21 protein-coding genes are annotated in these 22,033 nt (G+C 68.9%); 14 read left to right on the forward strand and 7 right to left on the reverse strand.

Features of this window, described 5'->3' with window-relative positions:
- The first annotated feature begins 8 nt into the window (after positions 1-8).
- Genes ACH413_RS31885 through ACH413_RS31895 form a run of 3 tightly spaced genes read left to right on the forward strand, consistent with a single transcriptional unit; the run spans position 9 to position 1,772 of the window.
- Positions 9-395: a Fic family protein gene (locus tag ACH413_RS31885; RefSeq protein ID WP_319975093.1), complete on the forward strand. Its 387-nt coding sequence runs from the start codon at positions 9-11 to the stop codon at positions 393-395.
- Between the two features lie 34 nt (positions 396-429).
- The gene (locus tag ACH413_RS31890; RefSeq protein WP_093591660.1) at positions 430-807 is read left to right on the forward strand and encodes a MerR family transcriptional regulator; all 378 of its coding nucleotides are present in this window, start codon (positions 430-432) and stop codon (positions 805-807) included.
- A gap of 47 nt (positions 808-854) precedes the next feature.
- Positions 855-1,772, forward strand: coding sequence for an aldo/keto reductase (locus tag ACH413_RS31895; protein WP_360044596.1), 918 nt, complete (start codon positions 855-857; stop codon positions 1,770-1,772).
- A gap of 70 nt (positions 1,773-1,842) precedes the next feature.
- On the opposite strand, the gene ACH413_RS31900 is transcribed toward ACH413_RS31895, so the two are convergent.
- Positions 1,843-2,295 (reverse strand): flavodoxin family protein, encoded by a 453-nt coding sequence (locus ACH413_RS31900; protein ID WP_360044291.1) that lies wholly within the window; start codon positions 2,293-2,295, stop codon positions 1,843-1,845.
- A 243-nt stretch (positions 2,296-2,538) separates the two neighbouring features.
- On the opposite strand from ACH413_RS31900, the gene ACH413_RS31905 reads away from it, so the two are divergent.
- The 3 genes from ACH413_RS31905 to ACH413_RS31915 are packed head-to-tail and all read left to right on the forward strand — an operon-like array spanning position 2,539 to position 3,741.
- Positions 2,539-2,733 carry a hypothetical protein gene (locus ACH413_RS31905; protein WP_360044288.1) on the forward strand — a complete coding sequence of 65 codons (195 nt, stop codon included), beginning with the start codon at positions 2,539-2,541 and terminating at the stop codon, positions 2,731-2,733.
- An 18-nt stretch (positions 2,734-2,751) separates the two neighbouring features.
- Positions 2,752-3,378, forward strand: coding sequence for a class I SAM-dependent methyltransferase (locus tag ACH413_RS31910; protein WP_360044286.1), 627 nt, complete (start codon positions 2,752-2,754; stop codon positions 3,376-3,378).
- Positions 3,379-3,399: 21 nt separating this feature from the next.
- Positions 3,400-3,741 carry a hypothetical protein gene (locus ACH413_RS31915; protein ID WP_360044283.1) on the forward strand — a complete coding sequence of 114 codons (342 nt, stop codon included), beginning with the start codon at positions 3,400-3,402 and terminating at the stop codon, positions 3,739-3,741.
- Here the strand turns inward: ACH413_RS31915 and ACH413_RS31920 are convergent.
- From ACH413_RS31920 to ACH413_RS31930, 3 genes are read right to left on the reverse strand one after another with little or no spacing between them, the layout of a single operon-like run.
- A complete protein-coding gene (locus ACH413_RS31920; protein ID WP_360044280.1) occupies positions 3,738-5,339 on the reverse strand; it encodes a phospho-sugar mutase in 1,602 nt (533 codons plus the stop codon). The genes ACH413_RS31915 and ACH413_RS31920 overlap by 4 nt on opposite strands.
- Entirely contained in the window at positions 5,336-6,127 is a 792-nt protein-coding gene (locus tag ACH413_RS31925; RefSeq protein WP_360044277.1) for a purine-nucleoside phosphorylase, read from the reverse strand. Before ACH413_RS31925 ends, ACH413_RS31920 begins: the two co-directional genes overlap by 4 nt.
- Before the next feature lie 9 nt (positions 6,128-6,136).
- Positions 6,137-7,774: a serine/threonine-protein kinase gene (locus ACH413_RS31930; RefSeq protein WP_360044274.1), complete on the reverse strand. Its 1,638-nt coding sequence runs from the start codon at positions 7,772-7,774 to the stop codon at positions 6,137-6,139.
- Positions 7,775-7,864: 90 nt separating this feature from the next.
- On the opposite strand from ACH413_RS31930, the gene ACH413_RS31935 reads away from it, so the two are divergent.
- From ACH413_RS31935 to ACH413_RS31960, 6 genes are all read left to right on the forward strand, one after another.
- The gene (locus ACH413_RS31935; RefSeq protein WP_360044271.1) at positions 7,865-9,565 is read left to right on the forward strand and encodes a methylmalonyl-CoA mutase family protein; all 1,701 of its coding nucleotides are present in this window, start codon (positions 7,865-7,867) and stop codon (positions 9,563-9,565) included.
- Entirely contained in the window at positions 9,562-11,697 is a 2,136-nt protein-coding gene (gene scpA, locus ACH413_RS31940) for a methylmalonyl-CoA mutase (RefSeq protein WP_360044269.1), read from the forward strand. Before ACH413_RS31935 ends, scpA begins: the two co-directional genes overlap by 4 nt.
- On the forward strand, positions 11,690-12,682 hold the full coding sequence (meaB, locus tag ACH413_RS31945; RefSeq protein ID WP_360044266.1) for a methylmalonyl Co-A mutase-associated GTPase MeaB: 993 nt from the start codon (positions 11,690-11,692) through the stop codon (positions 12,680-12,682). The genes scpA and meaB overlap by 8 nt, the downstream gene beginning before the upstream one ends.
- 56 nt (positions 12,683-12,738) lie before the next feature.
- Complete coding sequence (locus ACH413_RS31950) at positions 12,739-13,032, forward strand: hypothetical protein (protein WP_360044263.1); 294 nt, start codon at positions 12,739-12,741, stop codon at positions 13,030-13,032.
- Positions 13,033-13,236: 204 nt separating this feature from the next.
- Positions 13,237-14,409 (forward strand): M20 family metallopeptidase, encoded by a 1,173-nt coding sequence (locus ACH413_RS31955; protein ID WP_360044593.1) that lies wholly within the window; start codon positions 13,237-13,239, stop codon positions 14,407-14,409.
- Positions 14,406-15,683 (forward strand): M20 family metallopeptidase, encoded by a 1,278-nt coding sequence (locus tag ACH413_RS31960; RefSeq protein ID WP_360044260.1) that lies wholly within the window; start codon positions 14,406-14,408, stop codon positions 15,681-15,683. Before ACH413_RS31955 ends, ACH413_RS31960 begins: the two co-directional genes overlap by 4 nt.
- Here ACH413_RS31960 and ACH413_RS31965 read toward each other — a convergent pair.
- Positions 15,680-17,089, reverse strand: a complete 1,410-nt coding sequence (locus ACH413_RS31965) for an alkaline phosphatase D family protein (protein WP_360044257.1) — start codon at positions 17,087-17,089, stop codon at positions 15,680-15,682. The genes ACH413_RS31960 and ACH413_RS31965 overlap by 4 nt on opposite strands.
- A 20-nt stretch (positions 17,090-17,109) precedes the next feature.
- A complete protein-coding gene (locus tag ACH413_RS31970) occupies positions 17,110-18,819 on the reverse strand; it encodes a glycerol-3-phosphate dehydrogenase/oxidase (RefSeq protein WP_360044590.1) in 1,710 nt (569 codons plus the stop codon).
- 284 nt (positions 18,820-19,103) lie between these two features.
- Here ACH413_RS31970 and ACH413_RS31975 point away from each other — a divergent pair, with 284 nt between their 5' ends.
- Together ACH413_RS31975 and glpK are read left to right on the forward strand one after the other, a co-directional pair.
- A complete protein-coding gene (locus tag ACH413_RS31975) occupies positions 19,104-19,847 on the forward strand; it encodes an MIP/aquaporin family protein (RefSeq protein WP_360044254.1) in 744 nt (247 codons plus the stop codon).
- Between the two features lie 13 nt (positions 19,848-19,860).
- Positions 19,861-21,369 (forward strand): glycerol kinase GlpK, encoded by a 1,509-nt coding sequence (glpK, locus tag ACH413_RS31980; RefSeq protein WP_360044251.1) that lies wholly within the window; start codon positions 19,861-19,863, stop codon positions 21,367-21,369.
- Between the two features lie 78 nt (positions 21,370-21,447).
- On the opposite strand, the gene ACH413_RS31985 is transcribed toward glpK, so the two are convergent.
- Positions 21,448-21,984: a sortase domain-bontaining protein gene (locus tag ACH413_RS31985; protein ID WP_360044248.1), complete on the reverse strand. Its 537-nt coding sequence runs from the start codon at positions 21,982-21,984 to the stop codon at positions 21,448-21,450.
- Positions 21,985-22,033 lie beyond the last annotated feature (49 nt).

Below are 22,033 nucleotides of genomic sequence, written 5' to 3' on the forward strand. Positions count from 1 at the left end.
TGGGTGCCGTGATCTCCTACCTCGACGCCGGGGACCTCTTAGTGCTGGCCACGGCCGTGACCGGTGGCGATCTCCTCGTCAGGGACATCGGCCTGCTGGACACGGCGGCCTACCGTCCCCGCGCCACCGTGCTCGGCGTGGAGGCCTACGACACGCTGTGGCTGAAGTCCTCCGCTCTGCTCGACTCGATCGTCCGAACCCGCCCCCTGGTCGAGGGGAACTGGCGGCTGGCCTGGGTCGCCGCCGTCACGATGTGCGACATCAACGGCTACTGGATCGACGCCGACGAGGACGACGCGCTCGACCTCGTCCGATCCCTCGGCCGCGACAAGATCGACGTCCCGGAGATGGCGGGTCATCTCGAAGCGTGGGGACTCCCGAAGGATTCCGCTTGACCTAGAGTGCACTCCAGGTCTTAGCGTCGAACTCGTGAGTTACTCGATAGCCCAAGCCGCGCAGCGCAGTGGGTTGTCCATCGACACCTTGCGCTACTACGAACGAATCGGGCTCGTCGACCCGCCAGCGCGTGACTCGGGCGGCCGTCGCAGCTACTCGGAGGAGGACCTCGGCTGGCTGGCCTTCGTGACGCGCCTGCGCACGACCGGCATGCCGATCCGCATGATGCGCGAGTTCGCGCAGCTCAGGCACCACGGCGACCTCACGGCAGGCCGCCGCAAGCAGATTCTCGTCGAACACCGAGGTGACGTCCGCGCCCGCATCGCGGAGCTGCAGACGTGCCTGGAGGTGCTCGACTACAAGATCGACCACTACGCGGTGGTCGAGCAGGACTTGGAGGCGACGGCGTGAGCCGTTTGTTGGGATCGCTCGAGGTCGGGCCGCAGGGCCTCGGCTGCATGGGAATGTCGGAGTTCTACGGCGCCGGCGACGAGTCGGAGTCGATCGCGGTGATCCACCGGGCCCTGGAGCTCGGCGTGACGCTGATCGACACCGCCGACATGTACGGGCCGCACGTGAACGAGGAGCTGGTGGGCCGCGCGCTCGCCGGCCGTTCGAACTACGTGCTGGCCACGAAGTTCGGCATCGTCCGCGAAGAGGGCGGCGGCCGTTCGGTCCGAGGCGACCGCGCCTACGTGCGGTCGGCGGTCGAGGGCTCGTTGAAGCGCCTCGGCGTGGACGCGATCGACCTGTACTACCTGCACCGGGTGCCCGCGGACACGCCGATCGAGGAGACCGTCGGCGCGATGTCCGAGCTGGTCACCGAGGGCAAGGTGCGGTTCCTCGGCCTGTCGGAGGCAGGCGCTTCGACGCTGCGCCGCGCGCACGCCGTGCACCCGATCACCGCTCTGCAGAGCGAGTGGTCGCTGTGGTCGCGCGACATCGAGGCCGAGATCGTGCCCACGGCCCGTGAGCTGGGTGTCGGCATCGTGCCGTACTCGCCTCTGGGCCGTGGCGTGCTGACCGGTCGTTTCACCTCTGCCGCGGACTTCGGCGCCGGCGACTTCCGCGGCGTCGCACAGCCGCGGTTCACCGGCTCGAACCTCGACGCGAACCTCAAGATGGTGGAGGCCCTGCGCGCTCTGGCGGCGGACCGCGGCGTGACCGCCGGTCAGCTGGCGCTGGCGTGGGTGCAGCACCGCGGCCAGGACGTCGTACCGATCCCGGGCACGAAGCGGATCAAGTACCTGGAGGAGAACGTGGCGGCGGCCTCGCTGGAGCTGTCCACCGACGACCTCGCCGCGATCGAGGCCGCCGTGCCCGCGTCGGCCGTGGCCGGAGACCGGTACCCGGACATGAGCTCGATCGGCCGCTAGAACATACGTTCGAGCATATCCCCAGGGTTGTCCACAGGTTGGGGACAAGAGGCTGTGGACAACCCCGGGTTCATGTGGACAACTGGGCCGCAACGGTGGCGCCGAGCTCCCAGCACGCCTCCAGGTCGGCCTTCCCCGGTTCGCCCGTGACGACCACGTGCTGCGCCGCCTTCTCCCAGCCCAACCCGGTCGTGGCGGTCTCCACGCTGCGCACCGCACCCGTCGTGTCGTTGTTGCCGTGCACGTAGAGCCCGAACGGCCTGCCCCGCGTGGAGTCGAGACACGGGTAGTAGACGGTGTCGAAGAAGTGCTTCAACGCACCGCTCATGTAACCGAGGTTCGCGGGCGTGCCCAGCAGGTAGCCGTCGGCTTCCAGGACATCCACAGCGGTTGTGGACAACGCGGCCCGGCGGACCACCTCGACGCCCTCGATCTCGGGGGTGGACGCGCCGGCGACCACGGCCTCGAACATCGCCTGGACGGCGGGCGACGGCGTGTGGTGCACGATCAACAGTCGGGGCATGCGCCACACGCTGACGGGTGATCTAGCGGTCCGCAACCACATCGGGCGACGTTGATCGTTATACTCGGCCTGCAATGAGCGTCGGTCTGCGGACCGAAGGCGACGCGGACTCTTTCGGTGCTGGCACGCCGAGGTGAGCAGGGGTCCACGACGTTAAGGGAGTCGCTCCTTGCGCTGGTTGAACCAGATGGCATCACAGCGACCCGCCAAGCTCACGGTGGGCTTCCTCGTTGTGGAGTCGTCATGTCGGTCTGGTGGGCTGCGGCAACGGTGGCGGTACCAACCGTTTCCGCGTTGATCTGGCGTTGGGTCGAGCTGCGCTTCCTGCATCGCGTCTACGAGCGTGGCGGAGCGAAAGACCTCAAGGTCGCCGCTGAGGCTCTTCGTGCGACCCGATCCCAAACCCTCGCTGAAAAGCTTCCGCGCCGCCGTCCGTAGTCGGCAACATAGACGGTCGTGACCCGCGCCTCCTACGACATTGTCGCCGCCAGCTACGCCCAGCTCATCCCGGACGCGCACGACGGCCGCCCGCTCGACGCCGCGATCATGCGCGCGTTCGCCGAACTCACCGAGGGCCCGGTCGCGGACCTCGGCTGCGGCACCGGCCGCATCACCCAGCACCTGCACGAACTCGGCCTCGACGCGTTCGGCGTCGACCTGTCCGACGGCATGCTCGATCAGGCAAGAAAGCTGTACCCGCACCTCACGTTCACCCAGGGAGACATCACGAAGCTGGACCTGGAGGACGACAGCCTCGGCGGCGCCGTCGTCTGGTACTCCACGGTCCACATGCCCGCGAACGAGGTGCCGTGGCAGGAGTTCCACCGCGTCCTCAAGCCTGGCGGGCACCTGCTGCACGGGTTCAAACTGGGTGACCAGAAGAAGCACCTCAGCTACGCGTACGGCCACGACGTGGACCTCTACGTCCACTGGCACGACATCGACGAGACCGTGAGCAACGCGACCGAAGCCGGGTTCAACGAAGTGGCACGCCTGCAACGTCAGAAGGGTGTGGACGAAGGCGGGCCGCAGGCCTTCTTGTTGATGAGCAAACGGAACCCCGCGGCCGGAAGCGCGTCTTAACGGGTGTACACAGGAGGGACCATGAAGACCACTGCCCTTATGCACACCAGTCCTCGTCAGCGCCGCATCACCTGGGGTTTCGGCCTTGCGGTCGGCATCGGGATGATCGGGATCGGGCCCCTGTTCGCGTCGTTGTGGCCCGGATTCGACCACAGCCCGTGGGACGTCAACACGATGTTGCTCGGACTCGGCGTGGGGCTCTGCACGATCGCGTACATCTTCGGCCGGATCGCCGTCGCGGCGGTCACCGAGGGACGCCGCAACGCGGTGTCCCCGCCGACCAGAAGGGCCTACTTCGTGGCCGGCGGGGGTTTCGTCCTCGCCGCGCTCGCACTGACGATCGCGCTGAGCTTCCCGAGCTAGCTGACGAGCGCAGTCACCCGTTCCCGCAGTTCAGCCAACCGGGCCCTACCTGACGCACGGGCGGACTCCAGTCCGTCCGTGACCGGTTCCACGACCTCCAGGTAGGCCTTGAGCTTCGGCTCGGTGCCGGACGGGCGCACGATCACGCGCACACCGTCCGCCGTCCACCGCAGCACGTCCGCGCTGGGCAGCAGGTCTTCCGCCGCGAAGTCGGCAGGCGGTGCGGAGCGCAGCCTGGCCATCGTCGCGCCGATCAGGCTCAGATCGGTGTACCGCAAGGAGACCTGGTCGGTCAGGTGCAGCCCGTGGTCCGTCGCGAGCTGGTCCAGCGCGTCCAGCAACGTGCGGCCCGACGCCTTCAGCCCGGCGGCCAGATCAGCGGCGACGACGGCGGCCGAGATGCCGTCCTTGTCCGCGACGTGCTCGGGATCGACGCAGTTGCCGAGCGCTTCCTCGTAGGCGAACACCAGGCCCTCGCCCGCGCGCGCCAGCCACTTGAAGCCCGTCAGCGTCTCCGCGTACCGGGCACCGTGTGCGGCCGCGATCGACTTCAGCAGTGACGACGACACGATCGTCGTTGCCACCAACGGATCTGTGGACTCGGTGGTCGACAACACGAGCGAACCGAGCAGCACGCCCGTTTCGTCGCCGCGCAGCATCCGCCACTTGTCGCCGTCCTTGACGCCCAGCGCGCACCGGTCCGCGTCCGGGTCCAGCGCGATGGCCAGGTCCGCGTTCACCGACGCCGCAAGGGAAAGCAGCTCGTCGGACGCGCCGGGCTCCTCCGGGTTCGGGAACACCACGGTCGGGAAGTCCGGGTCCGGCACCGCCTGTGACCGCACCACGTGCACGTCGGTGAAACCCGCGCGCCGCAACGCTTCCACGGCGAACGCGCCACCCACGCCGTGCATCGGCGTCAACGCGATCTTCAGCGAACGGGAGTTCCCGCGAGGCAGTGACGCCACCCGTTCCAGGTATGCGTCCACCTCGGCGTCGGAAACCGTGGTGTAGGTGACGTTGCGAGGCACGGACACCGCGGCCGGAACGGCCTCGATCGCCTTCTCGATCTCGCCGTCCGCGGGCGGCACGATCTGCGAACCACCGGTCAGGTACAGCTTGTAGCCGTTGTCCGCGGGCGGGTTGTGCGACGCGGTGATCTGAATCCCCGCCACCGCACCATGTGCGCGCACCAGGTACGCCAGCACGGGCGTCGGCAACGGGCCGGGCAGCACGCGCACGTCGAAGCCCGCGGCCGCCATCACCTCGGCGGCGGCCACGGCGAAGTCCTCCGAGCCGTGCCGGGCGTCCCGGCCCACGAACACCAGGCCGGTCCCACCGAGCCACGACGCCAGACCGGCGGTCGTGCGGACCACCGTGGCGACGTTCATGCCGTTGGTGCCCGCCCGCACCGGCCCGCGCAGCCCGGCGGTGCCGAACGTCAGCGGCCCGGCCATGCGGTCCTGGAGATCTTCCAGCGCGGCGGGGTCGCCGCCCATCGCCCGTGCCAACACGCCCTGCAGCTCGGTTCGAGTCGCGTCCGACGGGTCGTCAGCGATCCACCGGAACGTCGCGTCACGCAGTGCCGGCGGCAGGCTCATGCGCGGTCCACCAGCTCACGCAGCAGCGTTCCCATGCGCTGGGCGGCGGCGGCGCCGGCCTCCAGCACCTCCTGGTGGTTCAGCGGCTCGCCGGTGATGCCCGCCGCGAGGTTCGTGACCAGCGACAGACCGAACACCTCGACGCCCTCGGCGCGTGCGGCGATCGCCTCGTGCACGGTCGACATGCCGACCAGGTCCGCGCCCATCGTGCGGAGCATCCGGATCTCGGCGGGCGTCTCGAAGTGCGGGCCCGGGAGTCCGGCGTACACGCCCTCCTCCAGCGACGAGTCGATCTCCTGCGCGACCTTGCGCAGCCGCGGCGAGTACAGGTCCGTGAGGTCGACGAACCGCGCGCCGACCAGCGGCGACACGGCCGTCAGGTTCAGGTGGTCGGAGATCAGCACGGGCTGCCCGACGGACATGCCCTGACGCAGGCCACCGGCGGCGTTGGTCAGCACGACCGTGGACACGCCCGCGGCGGCGATGGTGCGCACGCCGTGCACGACCTTCTGGACGCCCTTGCCCTCGTAGCCGTGGGTGCGGCCGAGAACGACGAGGACCTTCTTGCCGCCGACCTCGACGGAACGGATGGTGCCGCCGTGGCCGAGCGCGGTCGGCGCCTCGAAGCCCGTCAGTTCGCCCACCGGGATCTCGGTGACCGGTTCGCCGATCACGTCGGCGGCGGGCCGCCAGCCCGAGCCGAGCACGATGGCGATGTCGTGCTTCGCGTTGCCGGTGCGGCTCTGGATCTCTTCCGCGGCCTTGCCGGCCAGCTCTTCTGGAGTCACCGCGAGAGCTTAAACCGGTGCGAAGGTGGAGGCGATCGCGTCGAACAGTCGCACGCGGGCCTCGTCCTCCTGCTCTGTCGGCACGATAACCTCGACCACCCACAGGTCGTTGCCGTAGGGGAGCAGGCGGGAGAAGTGCGACCTGCGCAGCGCGGTGGGCTCGTCACCCTCGACCGTCTTGTAGAGGAACTGGATGCTGTTCTCGCTGCGCGGCCCTGGGAGGTCCGGCGTCGAGGTCGTCTCGCCGCCGAAGAACCTGCCGGGCCAGCGTCCCTGCACGCCGGCCACGTACGTGTCGATGTCGCGCTTCGGGTAGTACTCGGGGAACCGCTGCACGGTCACCTCGTACGCGCCGCTGCCCGACACGAGGTGCACCATCGCCGAGACCGGGAACCGCTGGTCGGCGGCACGTTGCTCGGTGTAGACCGACCAGCTCTGCTCGACGTTCAGCGTGAACCTGCCGCCCTGGTCGCCGTTCGCCAGCACGGCCGAGAGGGTGCGGGGCTGCAGGGTCGCCGACGTGGGCAGGGTCGGCAGGGTGGGCAGCGTCTGCTCGGCCGGCGGCAGCAGTGGCGCGCCCGCGGCCAGCCTGGTCAGCGCGAACCCGCCGCCGGAGCCGGCCACGAACAGCAGGACCGCCGCCACCAGCACGAACGTCGTGGCCACGCGTCCGCGTCGCCGCTCCGGCGCCATCGGCTTCGTGATCATGAACGGCAACGGGCCGGGGTCGTCCGCCAGCGGCGCGTCCGGCTCGATCTTCGGCTTGGGACGCACGACGATCGGCACCTGCACCGGTTCGCGGACCTCGAACGCGTCCGTGCCCGGCTCCGGCAGCAGCGGGTAGACCCGCCTGCGCACGTCGACCAGCGACAGCCGCTCTGCCGGGTCCTTCTGCATCAACCCGCTGATCACCGGCGCGAGCCGCCCGGCACCCGCCGGCACCGGCACGTCGCCGTGGATCACCGAGTTGATCGTCTGCATGACGTTGCGGCCCACGTACGGCGGCTCGCCGGACATCGCGGCCCACATCGTCGCGCCCAGCGACCACCTGTCCGCGGCCGCCGACACGTCGCCGCCCTGAGCCACCTCCGGCGCGATGTAGGCGGGCGTGCCGAGCGTGATGCCGCGCGCGGTCATGGTGGCCTCGGCGACGTTGCGCGCGATGCCGAAGTCCGTGAGCTTCACCCGGCCGTCGTCCGCGATGAGCACGTTGCCGGGCTTCACGTCCCGGTGCGTGATGCCGGCCCGATGCGCCGACGCCAGCGCCGCCGCGATCGCGTCCAGCACCGCCGCGCCCTGCTTCTCGGTGAGGCAGCCCTGTTCCTGCAGCACCTCGCCGAGGCTGCGGGACGGCACCAGCTCCATCACCACGTACGGGTCGCCGTCCTGCTGCAGGACGTCGTAGAGCGTCACGAGGTTCGGGTGGGACAACGCGGCGACGGCCCGCGCCTCGCGCATGGTCCGTTCGCGCAGCTGAGCGGCCTCGACCTCGGGCATGCCGGGCGTCTGCAGGATGCCCTTCACCGCGACCTGCCTGCCCAGCACCTCGTCGTGAGCGGCCCACACGGTGCCCATCGAGCCCTGACCGAGCACGTGCAGCAGCCGATATCGATCTGCGATCAGGCGCTTCAGGTCACCTTTGTCCACGCCTCAATTGTTCCTGACACACTGACTGCATCGTTAACGGCGGTGAACCTCACATAGCCGTGTCGGTACTGGTCGGTAACACTGCAACGCATGATGGAGTTGGCATTGACCGCCGAATTCCGCCCGAACGAGTTCCCCTCAGCGTCGAGGGAACAGTGGCGTGAGCTGGTCGACGCCGTGCTCCGCAAGACCGGCGCGAGCTTCGACTCCCTGGTCACGAAGACGTACGACGGCATCGAACTCCAGCCGCTCTACACCCTCGACGACGCGCTGGAGCCCTACGCGCTCGCTCCGGTGAAGCAGGGCTGGGACATCCGGCAGCGCCACGCCGTGCCCGATCCGGTCGCCTTGATGAACGACCTGGAGGGCGGCGTCACCTCCCTGTGGCTCGCCGTGCCGGCTGCGTCGCTGGAACGTCTGCTCGACGGCGTGTACCTCGACCTCGCGCCGATCGTGCTCGACGGTTCCGTGGACGCCGCACGCGCGATGCTGCGGATCTACGACCAGGCGCCGCTGCTGGCCGACGAGGTGCGCGGCAACCTGGCCCTGACGCCGTACGGCGAGGCTCTCGACGTCATCAAGCAGGCTCGGTCGCAGTTCCCAGGGCTGCGGACCGTCGTGGTGGACGCGTTGCCGTTCCACGACGCCGGTGGCTCCGACTCCGAAGAGCTGGGCGCCTCTCTCGCGCTCGCTGTTTCGCACCTGCGCGCTCTGACCGGTGCGGGGCTGTCGGCTGAGGAGGCTTTCGCGCAGCTCGAGTTCCGCTACGCCGCGACGGCCGACCAGTTCATGACGATCGCCAAGCTGCGCGCCGCTCGTCGGCTGTGGGCGCGCGTGGCCGAGGTGTCCGGCGTTTCCGATGCCGTGCAGGTGCAGCACGCCGTGACGTCGTCGGCGATGATGACCCGCCGTGACCCGTGGGTGAACATGCTGCGCACCACCGTGGCCTGCCTGTCCGCCGGTCTTGGTGGGGCGGATGCGGTGACGGTGCAGCCGTTCGACGCGGCGATCGGGCTGCCGGACGAGTTCGCGCGGCGGATCGCGCGCAACACGCAGAACCTGCTGCTGGAGGAGTCGCACCTCGGCGAGGTGATCGATCCCGCGGCCGGGTCCTGGTACGTGGAGAAGCTGACCGACTCGCTGGCTGTTGCCGCTTGGGCCTGGTTCCAGGAGATCGAACGGGCGGGTGGGCTGGACTCCGCTCGGTCGCTGGTCGCCTCGCGGATCGCTGCCACCTGGGAGGCTCGGTCGGCCCGGCTCGCGAACCGGAGCGACCCGATCACGGGGGTGAGCGAGTTCCCGAACCTCGGCGAGAAGCCGGTCGTCCGCGAGTCGGCGCTCGCGACACCGGAGGGCGAGCTGCCGCGCGTCCGTTATGCACAGGCCTTCGAGGAGCTGCGCGACCTCGCCGACGCCCAGCCCGAACGGCCGCAGGTCTTCCTTGCCACCCTCGGCCCGGTCGCCGCCCACACCGCCCGAGCCACCTTCGCCGCCAACCTCTTCAACGCCGGCGGTTTCGCCACCCCGAACGCGGGCGCGACCAGGACCCCCGAAGACGTGGCCCAGAGGTTCGAGGAGTCCGGCGCCAAGGTCGCCGTCCTGTGCGGCAGCGACACCAGCTACGCCGACCAGGCCGTCCCCACCGTCGAGGCGCTGCGTCATGCCGGAGCCGAGCGGGTACTCCTGGCAGGCAAGAAGACAGACGCGGACGTCGACGGCTTCGTCTACACGGGATGCCCGGCGCTCGAGATCCTCAACGACACCTACGGTTTTCTGGGAGTGGAGCGATGATCCCCAACTTCGCGGACATCGACCTCGGCCCGCTCCCGCAGGCGAAGTACGAGACCGACCTGGCGCCGTGGGAGACGCCGGAGGGCATCGCGGTCAAGCCGGTCTACGGGCCGTCCGATGTGGACGGTCTCGACTTCCTGCGGACCTACCCCGGCGTGGCGCCGTTCCTCCGCGGCCCGTACCCGACGATGTACGTCAACCAGCCGTGGACCGTCCGCCAGTACGCGGGTTTCTCCACCGCCGAGGAGTCGAACGCCTTCTACCGCCGCAACCTCGCGGCCGGCCAGAAGGGCCTCTCGGTGGCGTTCGACCTCGCGACCCACCGCGGCTACGACTCGGACCACCCGCGCGTCGCCGGTGACGTCGGCATGGCCGGGGTGGCGATCGACTCGATCTACGACATGCGCACGCTGTTCGACGGCATCCCGCTGGACAAGATGTCCGTGTCGATGACGATGAACGGCGCGGTGCTGCCGATCCTCGCGCTGTTCGTGGTGGCGGCGGAGGAGCAGGGGGTGAAGCCGGAGCAGCTCATGGGGACGATCCAGAACGACATCCTCAAGGAGTTCATGGTCCGCAACACCTACATCTACCCGCCCGCGGCGTCGATGCGGATCATCTCCGACATCTTCAGCTACACCAGCCAGAACATGCCGAAGTACAACTCCATCTCGATCTCCGGCTACCACATGCAGGAGGCAGGGGCGACCGCCGACCTGGAGCTGGCGTACACGCTCGCGGACGGCGTCGAGTACATCCGCGCCGGTAAAGAGGCCGGGCTGGACGTCGACGCGTTCGCGCCGCGGCTGAGCTTCTTCTGGGCGATCGGCATGAACTACTTCATGGAGATCGCCAAGATGCGGGCCGCGCGGCTGCTCTGGGCGAAGCTGGTCAACGACTTCCAGCCGAAGAGCCAGAAGTCCCTCAGCTTGCGCACGCACTGCCAGACGTCCGGATGGAGCCTCACCGCGCAGGACGTGTTCAACAACGTCGCGCGCACGTGCGTCGAGGCGATGGCGGCGACGCAGGGACACACGCAGTCGTTGCACACCAACGCACTCGACGAGGCGCTGGCGCTGCCGACCGACTTCTCCGCGCGCATCGCCCGCAACACCCAGCTGCTGCTCCAGCAGGAGTCCGGCACGACGCGCGTGATCGACCCGTGGGGTGGCAGCGCGTACGTCGAGCGGCTCACGAACGAGCTCGCCGCCAAGGCGTGGGAGCACATCAGCGAGGTCGAGAAGGCCGGCGGCATGGCCCGCGCGATCGACGAAGGCATCCCGAAGCTCCGCATCGAGGAAGCGGCGGCCCGCACCCAAGCGCGCATCGACTCCGGACGGCAGCCCGTCATCGGCGTCAACAAGTACCTGGTGGGCACCGACGAGCAGATCGAGGTGCTCAAGGTCGACAACGCCGGCGTGCGCACGCAGCAGCTCGAGAAACTGCGCAGGCTCAGGGAGGAACGCGACCAGTCCGCTGTGGACAGTGCGCTCGACGCCCTCACGAACGCGGCGAACGGTGGCGGCAACCTGCTGGAGCTGGCGATCAACGCCGCCCGCGCCAAGGCGACCGTCGGCGAGATCTCCGAGTCCCTCGGCAAGGTGTGGGGGCGGCACACCGCCCAGATCCGCACCATTTCCGGTGTCTACCGGCAGGAGGTCGGATCGGTGTCCAACGTGGACGCCTGCCGCGAGGTCGTCGAGGCCTTCGCGGTGGAGGAAGGCCGCCGCCCGCGCATTCTGGTCGCCAAGATGGGCCAAGACGGGCACGACCGCGGCCAGAAGGTCATCGCCACGGCGTTCGCGGACCTCGGCTTCGACGTCGACGTCGGCCCGCTGTTCCAGACGCCGGACGAGGTCGCGCGCCAGGCCGTCGAGGCCGACGTGCACATCGTCGGCGTGTCCTCGCTCGCCGCCGGCCACCTCACGCTGGTGCCGGCGCTGAAGGAGGAGCTGACGAAGCTCGGCCGCGAGGACATCATGATCGTCGTCGGTGGCGTGATCCCGCCGCAGGACTTCGACGAGCTGTACGCGGCGGGTGCGGCGGCGATCTTCCCGCCCGGCACCGTGATCGCGGACGCGGCGAAGGATCTACTGGTGAAACTCGCGAAGCAACTCGAGCACCATGGCTAGGGTGATCGATGTCGCCGAGTACACCAAGGGCGTCCTCGACGGCAATCGCGGCGTGCTGGCCAGGGCCATCACGCTCGTCGAGTCGACGCGCGCCGAGCACCGGGCCAAGGCCCAGGAGCTGCTGATCGAGCTGTTGCCGAAGTCGGGCGACGCGATCAGGGTCGGCATCACCGGCGTGCCCGGCGTCGGCAAGTCGACGTTCATCGACGCCCTCGGCACGACGCTGACCGAGCAGGGTCATCGGGTCGCGGTGCTCGCCGTCGACCCGTCCTCGACCCGCACCGGCGGCAGCATTCTGGGCGACAAGACTCGGATGCAGCGGCTGTCGGTGAACCAGAACGCGTTCATCAGGCCCTCGCCGACGTCCGGCACGCTCGGCGGCGTCGCGCAGGCCACCCGCGAGACGATCGTGCTGGTCGAGGCCGCCGGCTTCGACGTGGTGCTGGTCGAGACCGTCGGCGTCGGGCAGTCCGAGGTAGCCGTCGCGAACATGACGGACTGCTCGCTGTTCCTCACCCTCGCGCGCACCGGCGACCAGCTGCAGGGCATCAAGAAGGGCATCCTGGAGCTCGCGGACGTCATCGCGGTCAACAAGGCCGACGGTGATCACGAGCTCGATGCCCGCAAGGCCGCCCGCGAACTGGCCGGGGCGCTGAAGCTGCTGCGCCCGCCGGACGCGTTGTGGCACCCGCCGGTGCTCACCTGCTCGGGTCTCACCGGGGCCGGTCTGGACGAGCTGTGGTCCCGAGTGATGGAACACCGGCGCACCCTGGAAGCAGCCGGGGAACTGGACGAACGTCGTCGCCGTCAGCAGGTCGAATGGACCTGGATGATGGTCCACGACGAACTGTGGCGGCAGGTGCGCGAGAGCACCGCCGTGCGTTCCCTTGCCCCCTCTTTGGAAGAGAAGGTCCGCCTCGGAGAGCTCACCGCCACCCTTGCGGCCGAGCAGATTTTGAAGGCGTTCCAATCGGACTCACGGTAGGCGCTTAACTAGTTTGGGTGACCTTCGATCGTGGTATTCGAGGTAGAGTTCAGGCCATGTCGAGGTTGCTGCTGGCCTGCGTGTTCTCGCTGATGAGCGTTCTCGGGATCGCCGGAGTGGCGTCCGCGCAAGAGGCGGCGAGCGCGCCTGTGGCGGCTGCGCAGCAGACGACCGTGAACCCGGCTCCCGACGTGAACGCACCGCAGGTGCCGTCGTCTGAGAGTCGTGAGGAGACCAAGCGCAAGCTGTGGATCGGCGGCATCGCCGTGCTGCTGTTCGTGCTGGTCTACTACCGCAACAAGAAGCGGTGGGCGAAGTGGCGCAAGGAACGGGCTGCCAAGAAGGGCTAGCCGAACGGTAGGTGCGTTGAGACCGCACGTCCCACATGCTGGGACGTAATAGTCAAAATTAAGCGTGTCTCGCGACCATTTGCGTCATCGTTGATCGGTCAGACCGAAACTCGCTCGCCGCTTGGCGCAGCGCCGCGACCGGCCGTCCGGTTGATCATCATCAGCGCGCTGCGTCCTATGAGTGGTGATGCAGGATGGTGGCAAATGGGTACCGACTTGAAGATCAGCACACGCTCGACCGTCGAGCGGTACTCGGACGCGCTGCTGGACCTGTCGCACTCGATCCACGCAGAGCCTGAGCTGGCCTTCGAGGAGCACCGCAGCGTCGAGAAGATCACTTCTCTGCTCGCTCGCGAGGGCTTCAAGGTCGACCGCGGGGTCGCGGATCTCGACACCGCGTTCGTCGCGACGTACGGCGACGGCGAGCTGGTGCTGGGACTTTGTGCCGAATACGACGCTCTGCCCGAAGTCGGGCACGCGTGCGGGCACAACGTCATCGCCGCCGCTTCCGTCGGCTCGGCGCTCGCTCTGCGTGACATCGCCGACCAGTTGGGTATCACCGTCAAGGTGATCGGAACTCCAGCGGAAGAGGTCGGCGGCGGCAAGGTGCTCATGCTGGAACGGGGCGTGTTCGACGACGTCTCGCTCTCGATGATGGTGCACCCGGCGCCGTACGAGTCGTGCGCCGCCAAATCGCTCGCCATCACCGATCTCGAGGTGCGCTACACGGGCAAGCCGTCACACGCGGCCGCAGCCCCCCACCTGGGCATCAACGCCGCGGACGCGGTGACCGTCGCGCAGATCTCGATCAGTCTGCTGCGGCAGCACTTCGAACCGGGCCAGATGGTGAGCGGCATCGTCACCAACGGCGGCACCGTGCCGAACGTAATACCCGCCCGCGCATCGGCGATGTTCGATGTGAGGGCGGAAAACCTGGAATCGTTGCAGCGTCTGGAGAACCGGATCCGCGACTGCTTCTCGGCCGGCGCGCTCGCGACCGGTTGCACCCATGAGGTCGTGCAGGTCTCACCGATCTACGCCGAGTTGACTCCCGATCCGTGGCTGGCGGACGCCTACCGGCGTGCGGCCACTGAGCTGGGAAGACGACCGCTCTCGCCCGAACAGGAACAACGAGAGAAGATCGGGAGCACCGACATGGGCAACGTCACCAGAGTGTTGCCCGCCATCCACCCGACCATCGCAATCGACTGCGGAGACGCGGTGAACCACCAACTAGAGTTCGCGACCGCCTGTGCCTCGGCGTCGGCCGACCGTGCGCTCCTCGACGGAGCACTAGCCATGGCTTGGACGACGATCGCGACAGCCACCGATTCCCAGCAGCGAGCACGGCTGCTGGCCCGCGGAGGTGCGGCATGACGGTTCTGGACTCCCGGCCTTCGGGCTCCTCAACTGTGAAGACGTCCACCGAGATGCTCGTGGACCCCACCGGGGTGAGCATGTCTCCTGTGGATGATCTGGGAGAAGGCCGTGGCCCCGCCTGGCTCGACGACTGGCTGAAGGCGAACTCCGCCGACGTCGTCGCCTGGCGCAGGCACATCCACGCCAACCCCGAGCTCTCCCGGCGCGAGTACAACACCACCGAACTCGTCGCGAAGCTGCTGCGCGAGGTCGGCCTCAAGCCGCGCATCCTCCCCGGCGGCACGGGCCTGATCTGCGACATCGGTCACGGCCCACGCTGCGTGGCTCTCCGCGCGGACATGGACGCCCTGCCGCTGCACGAGAACACCGGCCTGCCGTTCGGATCCACTGTGGACGGTGTGTCGCACGCGTGCGGTCACGACGCCCACACGACGGTCCTGCTCGGCACCGCGCTGGCGCTCGCGTCGGCGACGGAGCTGCCCGGCCGCATCCGGCTGGTGTTCCAGCCGGCCGAGGAGGTCATGCCGGGCGGCGCGCTCGACGTGCTGGCCGCGGGCGGACTCGACGGCGTGGAGCGAATTTTCGGTCTGCACTGCGACCCGCGCCTGCAGGTCGGCCGCATCGGCACGCGCATCGGCGCCATCACGTCGGCCTCCGACCTGCTGGAGCTGCGGCTGTCGTCGCCGGGCGGCCACACCTCGCGCCCGCACCTCACCGCGGACCTGGTGCACGCGCTCGGCACGGTCATCACCGGCCTGCCGACGATGCTGTCGCGCCGCGTCGACCCCCGCTCCGGCACCGTTCTCGTGTGGGGCGCGGTGCACGCGGGCGAGGCGCCCAACGCGGTGCCGCAGGACGGCCTGGTGCGCGGCACGCTGCGCACCGGCGACCGCGACATCTGGGCCGAGCTGGAGCCGTTGGTCAAGGACCTGGTGACGGGCCTGCTGGCCCCCACCGGCGTCGGCTTCGACCTGCACCACCGCCGCGGCGTGCCGCCGGTGGTGAACGAGCGCGAGTCGACCCAGATCCTGCGCGCCGGCATCGAGGCCGCACTGGGCGACGACGCGCTCGCAGGCACCGAGCAGTCGTCCGGTGGTGAGGACTTCGGCTGGTACCTGGAGCACGTGCCCGGCTCGTTCGCGCGTCTCGGCGTGTGGAACGGCCAGGAGAAGCAGCGCGATCTGCACCAGCCGACGTTCGACCTCGACGAGCGTGCGCTCCTCGTGGGCGTCCGCGTGATGGTGCACACCGCGCTGGCTGCTCTCGCCTAGAGGACGACCCTTTCAGTTCGAGCTGTGTTGTGGCGCGTGCGGTACGAATGCGCACGCGCCACAGCGCTGTCCGGGTTCTTCTTGTCCACGACGTAGTGCCAGTCGAACCGCACCTCGTCCGCGGTCACGCGCAGCGTCGAGACGCCGTGCGAGTCCAGCTCCACGAACCGCACGTGCGGGTTGAGCGCCTGGAACTGCGCCTCCACCTGCAACGCGACCGTGCGCGGCGGCACCTTCAGCAGGTCGTCGAAGTTGTCCGACGTCAGCGACGTGACGACGTACTCGGTGGCCACCGACTGGTCGCCGAGCGGCACGTCGTTGGCCCACGAGCTGTGGATGTCGCCGGTCAGGAACACCGTGTTCTTCCGCTCGCCCAACGACCTGAGCACCAGCTCCCGGTCGGCGGGGAAGCCGTCCCACTGGTCGGGGTTCGTCTGCGGCAGCCCCGGCAGCGGCGGCACCTTCAGCGGGCTGAGCATCACCGAGTTGCCGACGAGCTGCCAGCGGGCGCGGTCGGTCGTGAGGGTGTCGATCAGCCAGTCCCGTTGGGCGGCACCGAGAATCGTGGTGTCGGTGCGGTACGAACGCAGGTCGAGCATGGTCAGCGTCGCCAGCTCGCCGAAGCGGAACGTCCGGTCGAGTCTGCCCTCGCGCACGGGCATCCACTCGAAGTAGGCCTGCGTCGCTGCTGCCAGCCGTGCGCCCCACGGACCCTCGGTGGCCGGATCGTGTTGCGGCGAACCGATGCTGGACGAGTTGTCGGCGCTCTCGTGGTCGTCCCAGGTCGCGATCATGGCGTGGGCCGAGTGCAGCGCCTGGACGTGCTGGTCGGTCTTGTACTTCGCGTGCCGGCGCCGGTAGTCGTCGAGCGTGAGGCACTTGTGCGGCGGGTCCTGCACCCGGACCTCGCCGTCGACGTTCTCGTAGATGTAGTCGCCGAGGTGGATCACGGCGTCGAGGTCCTGGCGGGCGAGGTACCCGTAGCCGGCGAAGTACCCGGCCGACCAGTTCGCGCACGACGTGACGCCGAAGTTCAGCTCGGACCCGCAGCCGCCGGTCTTGGTCCTGCCGACCGGTGACACGACGTCGCCGACGCGGAACCGGTACCAGTAGCGGGTGTTCTCGCGAAGGCCGTGGACCTCGACCTTCACCGTGTGGTCGCGCGCTGCGGAAGTGCGGGTGACACCGCGCTTCACGATCCGGTGGAAGTCCTCGTCACGAGCGACCTCCCACCGGATCGGCCCGGACGTGATCACGCGCGTCCACAGCAGGACACCATCGGGCAACGGGTCGCCGGACGCGACACCGTGCTCGAACACAGGAGGGGCAGCGTGGGCGGTACCGGTCGAAGCGGCACCGGCCACGGCTGCACCGATCAGGAAAGTTCGTCTGCCAACCCCGGTCATGCCCTACAGCATGCCGAAGATCAGCTCACGGGTTCGGTCAACTGAGGACGTGCTTCCGGTGCCGAGGCACGAATCGCGTCCGCCGCCTGGTCGTCCGGCTTGGTCTGGGACGTGCGCTCGGCCTCGACGCGGGCGTTGTAGATCTCGACCTCGCGCTTGATCGCGTCCTCGTCCCACCCGAGGATCGGCGCGACCAGCCTCGCCACCGCGTCCGCCGAGTCGACGCCGCGGTGGGCGTACTCGATGGAGATGCGGGTGCGCCGCGTCAGCACGTCCTCCAGGTGCATCGCGCCCTCGTGCGAGACCGCGTACACCGCCTCGACCTGGAGGTAGTCGGGGGAGGCAGGGATCGGCTTGAGCAGCTCCGGGTTGTCCGCCGCCAGCGACAGCACCTCGTGCACCAGCGAGCCGTAACGGTCCAGCAGGTGCCGCACGCGGTACGGGTGCAGGCCGTGCTTGGCCGCGAGCTGGTCGGCCTGGTTCACCAGTGCGTGGTAGCCGTCGGCGCCGACCAGCGGCACCTTGTCCGTGATGGACGGCTGGATCCGGCCCGGCAGGTCGACGTGCGCCGCGTCGACGGCGTCCGCGCCCATCACCCGGTACGTCGTGTACTTGCCGCCCGCGATCGCCACCAGGCCAGGGGAGACCCGCGCGACCGCGTGCTCGCGCGAAAGCTTGGACGTCGAGTCGTTCTCGCCCGCCAGCAACGGCCGCAGACCGGCGTAGACGCCCTCGATGTCCTCGTGCGTCAACGGGGTCGCGAGCACCGAGTTGACGTGTTCGAGGATGTAGTCGATGTCGTGCTTGGTGGCCGCGGGGTGCGCCAGGTCGAGGTTCCAGTCGGTGTCCGTGGTGCCGACGATCCAGTGGTTGCGCCACGGGATGACGAACAGCACGGACTTCTCGGTGCGCAGGATCATGCCGGCCTCGGCGACGATCCGGTCGCGCGGAACGACGATGTGCACGCCCTTCGACGCCCGCACCCGGAACCGCCCGCGCGAGCCAGAAAGCCGCTGCAACTCGTCGGTCCAGACGCCGGTCGCGTTGATCACGGCGTGCGCCCGCACGTCGACCTCGCGCCCGTCCTCGACGTCGCGCACCCGCACACCGGACACGCGGTCCGCCTCGCGCAGGAACTCGACCACCTGGGTCGACGTCCGCACCACGGCACCGTAGTGGGCGGCGGTGCGGCCGACCATCATGGTGTGCCGGGCGTCGTCGGCCTGGGCGTCGTAGTAGCGGATGCCGCCGATCAGCGCGTCGCGCTTCAACGCGGGAACCAGCCGGAGCGCACCCGCTCGGGTGAGGTGCTTCTGCCCCGGCACGGACCGGGCGCCGCCCATCGTGTCGTACAGGAACAGACCGGCCGCCGAGTACGGGCGTTCCCAGATGCGGTTGCTCAGCGGGTAGAGGAACGCGACGGGCTTCACCAGGTGCGGCGCGATGCGGGTCAGCATCAGCTCGCGCTCGCGCAGTGCCTCGCGCACCAGGCCGAACTCCAGCTGCTCCAGGTAGCGCAGGCCGCCGTGGAAGAGCTTGGAGGACCGGCTGGACGTGCCGGACGCCAGGTCACGGGCCTCGACGAGCGCGACCCGCAGTCCCCGCGTGGCGGCGTCCAGTGCCGCGCCGACACCGACGACACCGCCGCCGACGACCACGACGTCGAACGTCTCGGCGCCCAGCCGCTGCCAGGCCTCCTCGCGTTCGGCCGGACCGAGCCGGCCGGTGATCGGCGGTTCGGCATGGGTTCGCGGTGGTGCAGCTGCGTTCTTGCGCGTGGCCACGACTGACGCCTCCCTGCTACGACTTCGCCTCACGCTACCTTCAGCGACCGCCTCCCGCCCACGGGCGCGCGGGCCAGAACCACATGGCCTGCAAATGGCCTGACTGCACGCACTTGGCGTGGACAACTGATCAGGTCGGTAATAGCGTCCGATCACGTTGTAGGCGGGCGGCGCGGCCCTGACCTCGGGTTTGCGCGTCCTGCCTGGCCGCAAACGAGTGGAGGTCGACGATGAGCGCAGGCTCGATCTTCGTCTGGGAGATGCTGGGGACCGCGGTCCTCATCCTCCTGGGCACCGGTGTCGTCGCGAACCAGGTGCTCAAGAACACCCTCGGAAACAGCACGGGATTCCTCTTCGTCAACGTCGGCTGGGCCTTCGCGGTCTTCACCGGCGCGAGCATCGCCGCCCCGAGCGGCGCGCACCTCAACCCGGCGGTGACGCTGGGACTCGCGATCGCGGACAAGACTCCGTGGGGCGATGTACCCGTGTACTTCCTCGGGCAGATGGTCGGCGCCATCATCGGCGCGATGCTCTGCTGGGCCACCTACAAGCTGCAGTTCGACACGCACGACGAACCGCAGGGCACGCTCGGCATCTTCTCCACCGGCCCGACCGTGCCGAACAAGCCGTGGAACCTCGTCTCCGAGATCATCGGCACGTTCGTCCTCGTCGCGTGGATCCTGCTGTCGCCGGCCGCGAAGGTGTCGGTGGACGGGGTGCCGACGTTCGGCAACTCGGCGCTCGGGTACGCGGGTGTCGCGTTCGTCGTGCTGGTGATCGGCACGTCGCTCGGTGGCCCGACCGGATACGCCATCAACCCGGCGCGCGACCTCGGTCCGCGCATCGCCTACGCCTTCATGATGCCGATCCACAACAAGGGCGACGCCAACTGGGGCTATTCGTGGGTCCCCGTCGTCGGCCCGCTCGTGGGTGGCGCGCTCGCCGCGCTGCTCTTCCTGGTTCTCCCGGTCTGAAAGGACTTCTCGCATGACGCAGTACGTGGCCGCGATCGACCAGGGCACCACCTCGACCCGGTGCATGATCTTCGACCACTCCGGGCGGGTGGTCTCGGTCGACCAGAAGGAGCACGAGCAGATCTTCCCCAAAGCGGGGTGGGTCGAGCACGACCCGAAGGAGGTCTGGCAGAACACCCGCCAGGTCGCCGCCGGCGCGCTCGCGAAAGCCGATCTGTCCACTTCGGACATCGCTGCCGTCGGCATCACCAACCAGCGCGAGACCGCGCTGGTGTGGGACAAGAACACCGGCGAACCCGTCTACAACGCCATCGTCTGGCAGGACACGCGCACCGACAAGATCGTGCAGGAACTGGGCGCGCTGGGCGGCGGCCAGGAGCGCTACCGGCAGAAGGTCGGCCTGCCGCTGGCGACCTACTTCTCCGGCCCCAAGGTCCGCTGGATCCTCGACAACGTCGAAGGCGCGCGGGAGAGGGCCGAGGCCGGCGACCTGCTGTTCGGCAACATGGACACGTGGGTGCTGTGGAACATGACCGGCGGCACGGACGGCGGCGTGCACGTCACCGACCCGACCAACGCGTCGCGGACCATGCTGATGGACCTCGACACGCTGCAGTGGGACGAGTCGATCGCTTCGGACATGGGCATTCCGATGTCGATGCTGCCGGAGATCCGTTCCTCGTCGGAGGTCTACGGCCAGGTGCGCGAACGCGGCGCGCTGGCCGGCGTGCCGATCGCGGGCATCCTCGGCGACCAGCAGGCGGCGACGTTCGGCCAGGCCTGCCTGTCACCCGGTGAAGCCAAGAACACCTACGGCACCGGCAACTTCATGCTGCTCAACACCGGCACCGAGAAGGTGATGAGCGAGAACGGGTTGCTCACCACCGTCTGCTACAAGATCGGTGAGGCTCCCGCCGTCTACGCCCTGGAGGGCTCGATCGCGGTCACCGGCTCGCTGGTGCAGTGGCTGCGCGACAACCTCGGCATGATCGGCTCCGCCGCCGAGATCGAGGACTTCGCCAGTTCGGTGGAGGACAACGGCGGCGCGTACTTCGTGCCCGCGTTCTCCGGCCTGTTCGCGCCCTACTGGCGTTCCGACGCCCGCGGCGCGATCGTGGGTCTCACGCGGTTCGTCAACAAGGGCCACCTCGCGCGGGCCGTGCTGGAGGCGACGGCGTTCCAGACGCGGGAGGTGCTCGACGCGATGAACGCCGACTCGGGCGTCGACCTGACCGCGTTGAAGGTCGACGGCGGCATGGTCGTGAACGAGCTGCTGATGCAGTTCCAGGCGGACATCCTCGGCGTGCCGGTGATCAGGCCGGTCGTCGCGGAGACGACCGCGCTGGGTGCTGCCTACGCCGCCGGTCTCGCGGTCGGGTTCTGGAAGACCGAGGACGAGATCCGCGAGAACTGGGCGCAGGACAAGCAGTGGGAGCCGCAGATGGACGAGTCCCGCCGGGCTTCGGAGTACGCGAACTGGAAGAAGGCAGTGACCAAGACCTTCGACTGGGTCGAGGACTGAGTTTTTGGTCGCTGCTCCGCAGACTCCGATTTTCTGGTGAAGGCGGCCGCTGCTTCGTCCTGATAGGGCTTCGCCGAATCAGGACGAAGCAGCGGCGTGCACGATCACGTTGTCGCGGGTGCCACACGTGATCAGCCGCAGCCCCTGCTCGTCCTTGTCCCGCGCGACGGCCTCCGCGAAGAAGTCGTCGCGGATGATCCGCTCCGTGCGCGTCACGGTGAAGCGGGCGACCGAACCGTCCTTCTTGGACACTTCGATGACGTCGCCCGTCAGCAGGTCGTTCAGCCGGAAGTAGACGCCTCTGGCCTTGTTGCTCTCGATCCGGCCGACGATGATCCACTGCTGCGGTTGCGTTTGGTACCAACCGGCCTGCATGCCCTCGTTGGCGGGCGGCATCTGCACGACGCCCTGCTGGTCGAGGCCCAGCGCGACCAGTGACGACCGCACGCCGATCCGCTCGATCCGCAGTTCCATCGGGTCGGAGTTGCCGAGCGGTGACACCACCGGCGGCGGCGCGCTGTCGCTCGTCGCCGCCGACGGCTTCGGTGCCGGTCCCTGCGAACAGGCGGTGGCCAATGCCACACACAGCACCGCGATCAAGACACGAGTCCCCACGGACCCATTGACGCACATCTCGTGGGTTAGTTGCGCGTCCGGCCAAGAC

The sequence above is a fragment of the Lentzea sp. NPDC020367 genome, from assembly GCF_044387305.1.
In the GTDB taxonomy this organism is placed as follows: domain Bacteria; phylum Actinomycetota; class Actinomycetes; order Mycobacteriales; family Pseudonocardiaceae; genus Lentzea.

Excerpts from the sequence above, each read along its gene's own strand:
- ACH413_RS31950 (WP_360044263.1), top strand. The coding sequence starts at position 12,739 with ATGTCGAGGTTGCTGCTGGCCTGCGTGTTCTCGCTGATGAGCGTTCTC.
- ACH413_RS31955 (WP_360044593.1), top strand. The coding sequence starts at position 13,237 with ATGGGTACCGACTTGAAGATCAGCACACGCTCGACCGTCGAGCGGTAC.
- glpK (WP_360044251.1), top strand. The coding sequence starts at position 19,861 with ATGACGCAGTACGTGGCCGCGATCGACCAGGGCACCACCTCGACCCGG.
- meaB (WP_360044266.1), top strand. The coding sequence starts at position 11,690 with ATGGCTAGGGTGATCGATGTCGCCGAGTACACCAAGGGCGTCCTCGAC.
- ACH413_RS31905 (WP_360044288.1), top strand. The coding sequence starts at position 2,539 with ATGTCGGTCTGGTGGGCTGCGGCAACGGTGGCGGTACCAACCGTTTCC.
- ACH413_RS31900 (WP_360044291.1), bottom strand. The coding sequence starts at position 2,295 with ATGCCCCGACTGTTGATCGTGCACCACACGCCGTCGCCCGCCGTCCAG.
- ACH413_RS31965 (WP_360044257.1), bottom strand. The coding sequence starts at position 17,089 with ATGACCGGGGTTGGCAGACGAACTTTCCTGATCGGTGCAGCCGTGGCC.
- ACH413_RS31960 (WP_360044260.1), top strand. The coding sequence starts at position 14,406 with ATGACGGTTCTGGACTCCCGGCCTTCGGGCTCCTCAACTGTGAAGACG.
- ACH413_RS31920 (WP_360044280.1), bottom strand. The coding sequence starts at position 5,339 with ATGAGCCTGCCGCCGGCACTGCGTGACGCGACGTTCCGGTGGATCGCT.
- ACH413_RS31915 (WP_360044283.1), top strand. The coding sequence starts at position 3,400 with ATGAAGACCACTGCCCTTATGCACACCAGTCCTCGTCAGCGCCGCATC.
- scpA (WP_360044269.1), top strand. The coding sequence starts at position 9,562 with ATGATCCCCAACTTCGCGGACATCGACCTCGGCCCGCTCCCGCAGGCG.
- ACH413_RS31895 (WP_360044596.1), top strand. The coding sequence starts at position 855 with ATGGGAATGTCGGAGTTCTACGGCGCCGGCGACGAGTCGGAGTCGATC.
- ACH413_RS31935 (WP_360044271.1), top strand. The coding sequence starts at position 7,865 with ATGATGGAGTTGGCATTGACCGCCGAATTCCGCCCGAACGAGTTCCCC.
- ACH413_RS31975 (WP_360044254.1), top strand. The coding sequence starts at position 19,104 with ATGAGCGCAGGCTCGATCTTCGTCTGGGAGATGCTGGGGACCGCGGTC.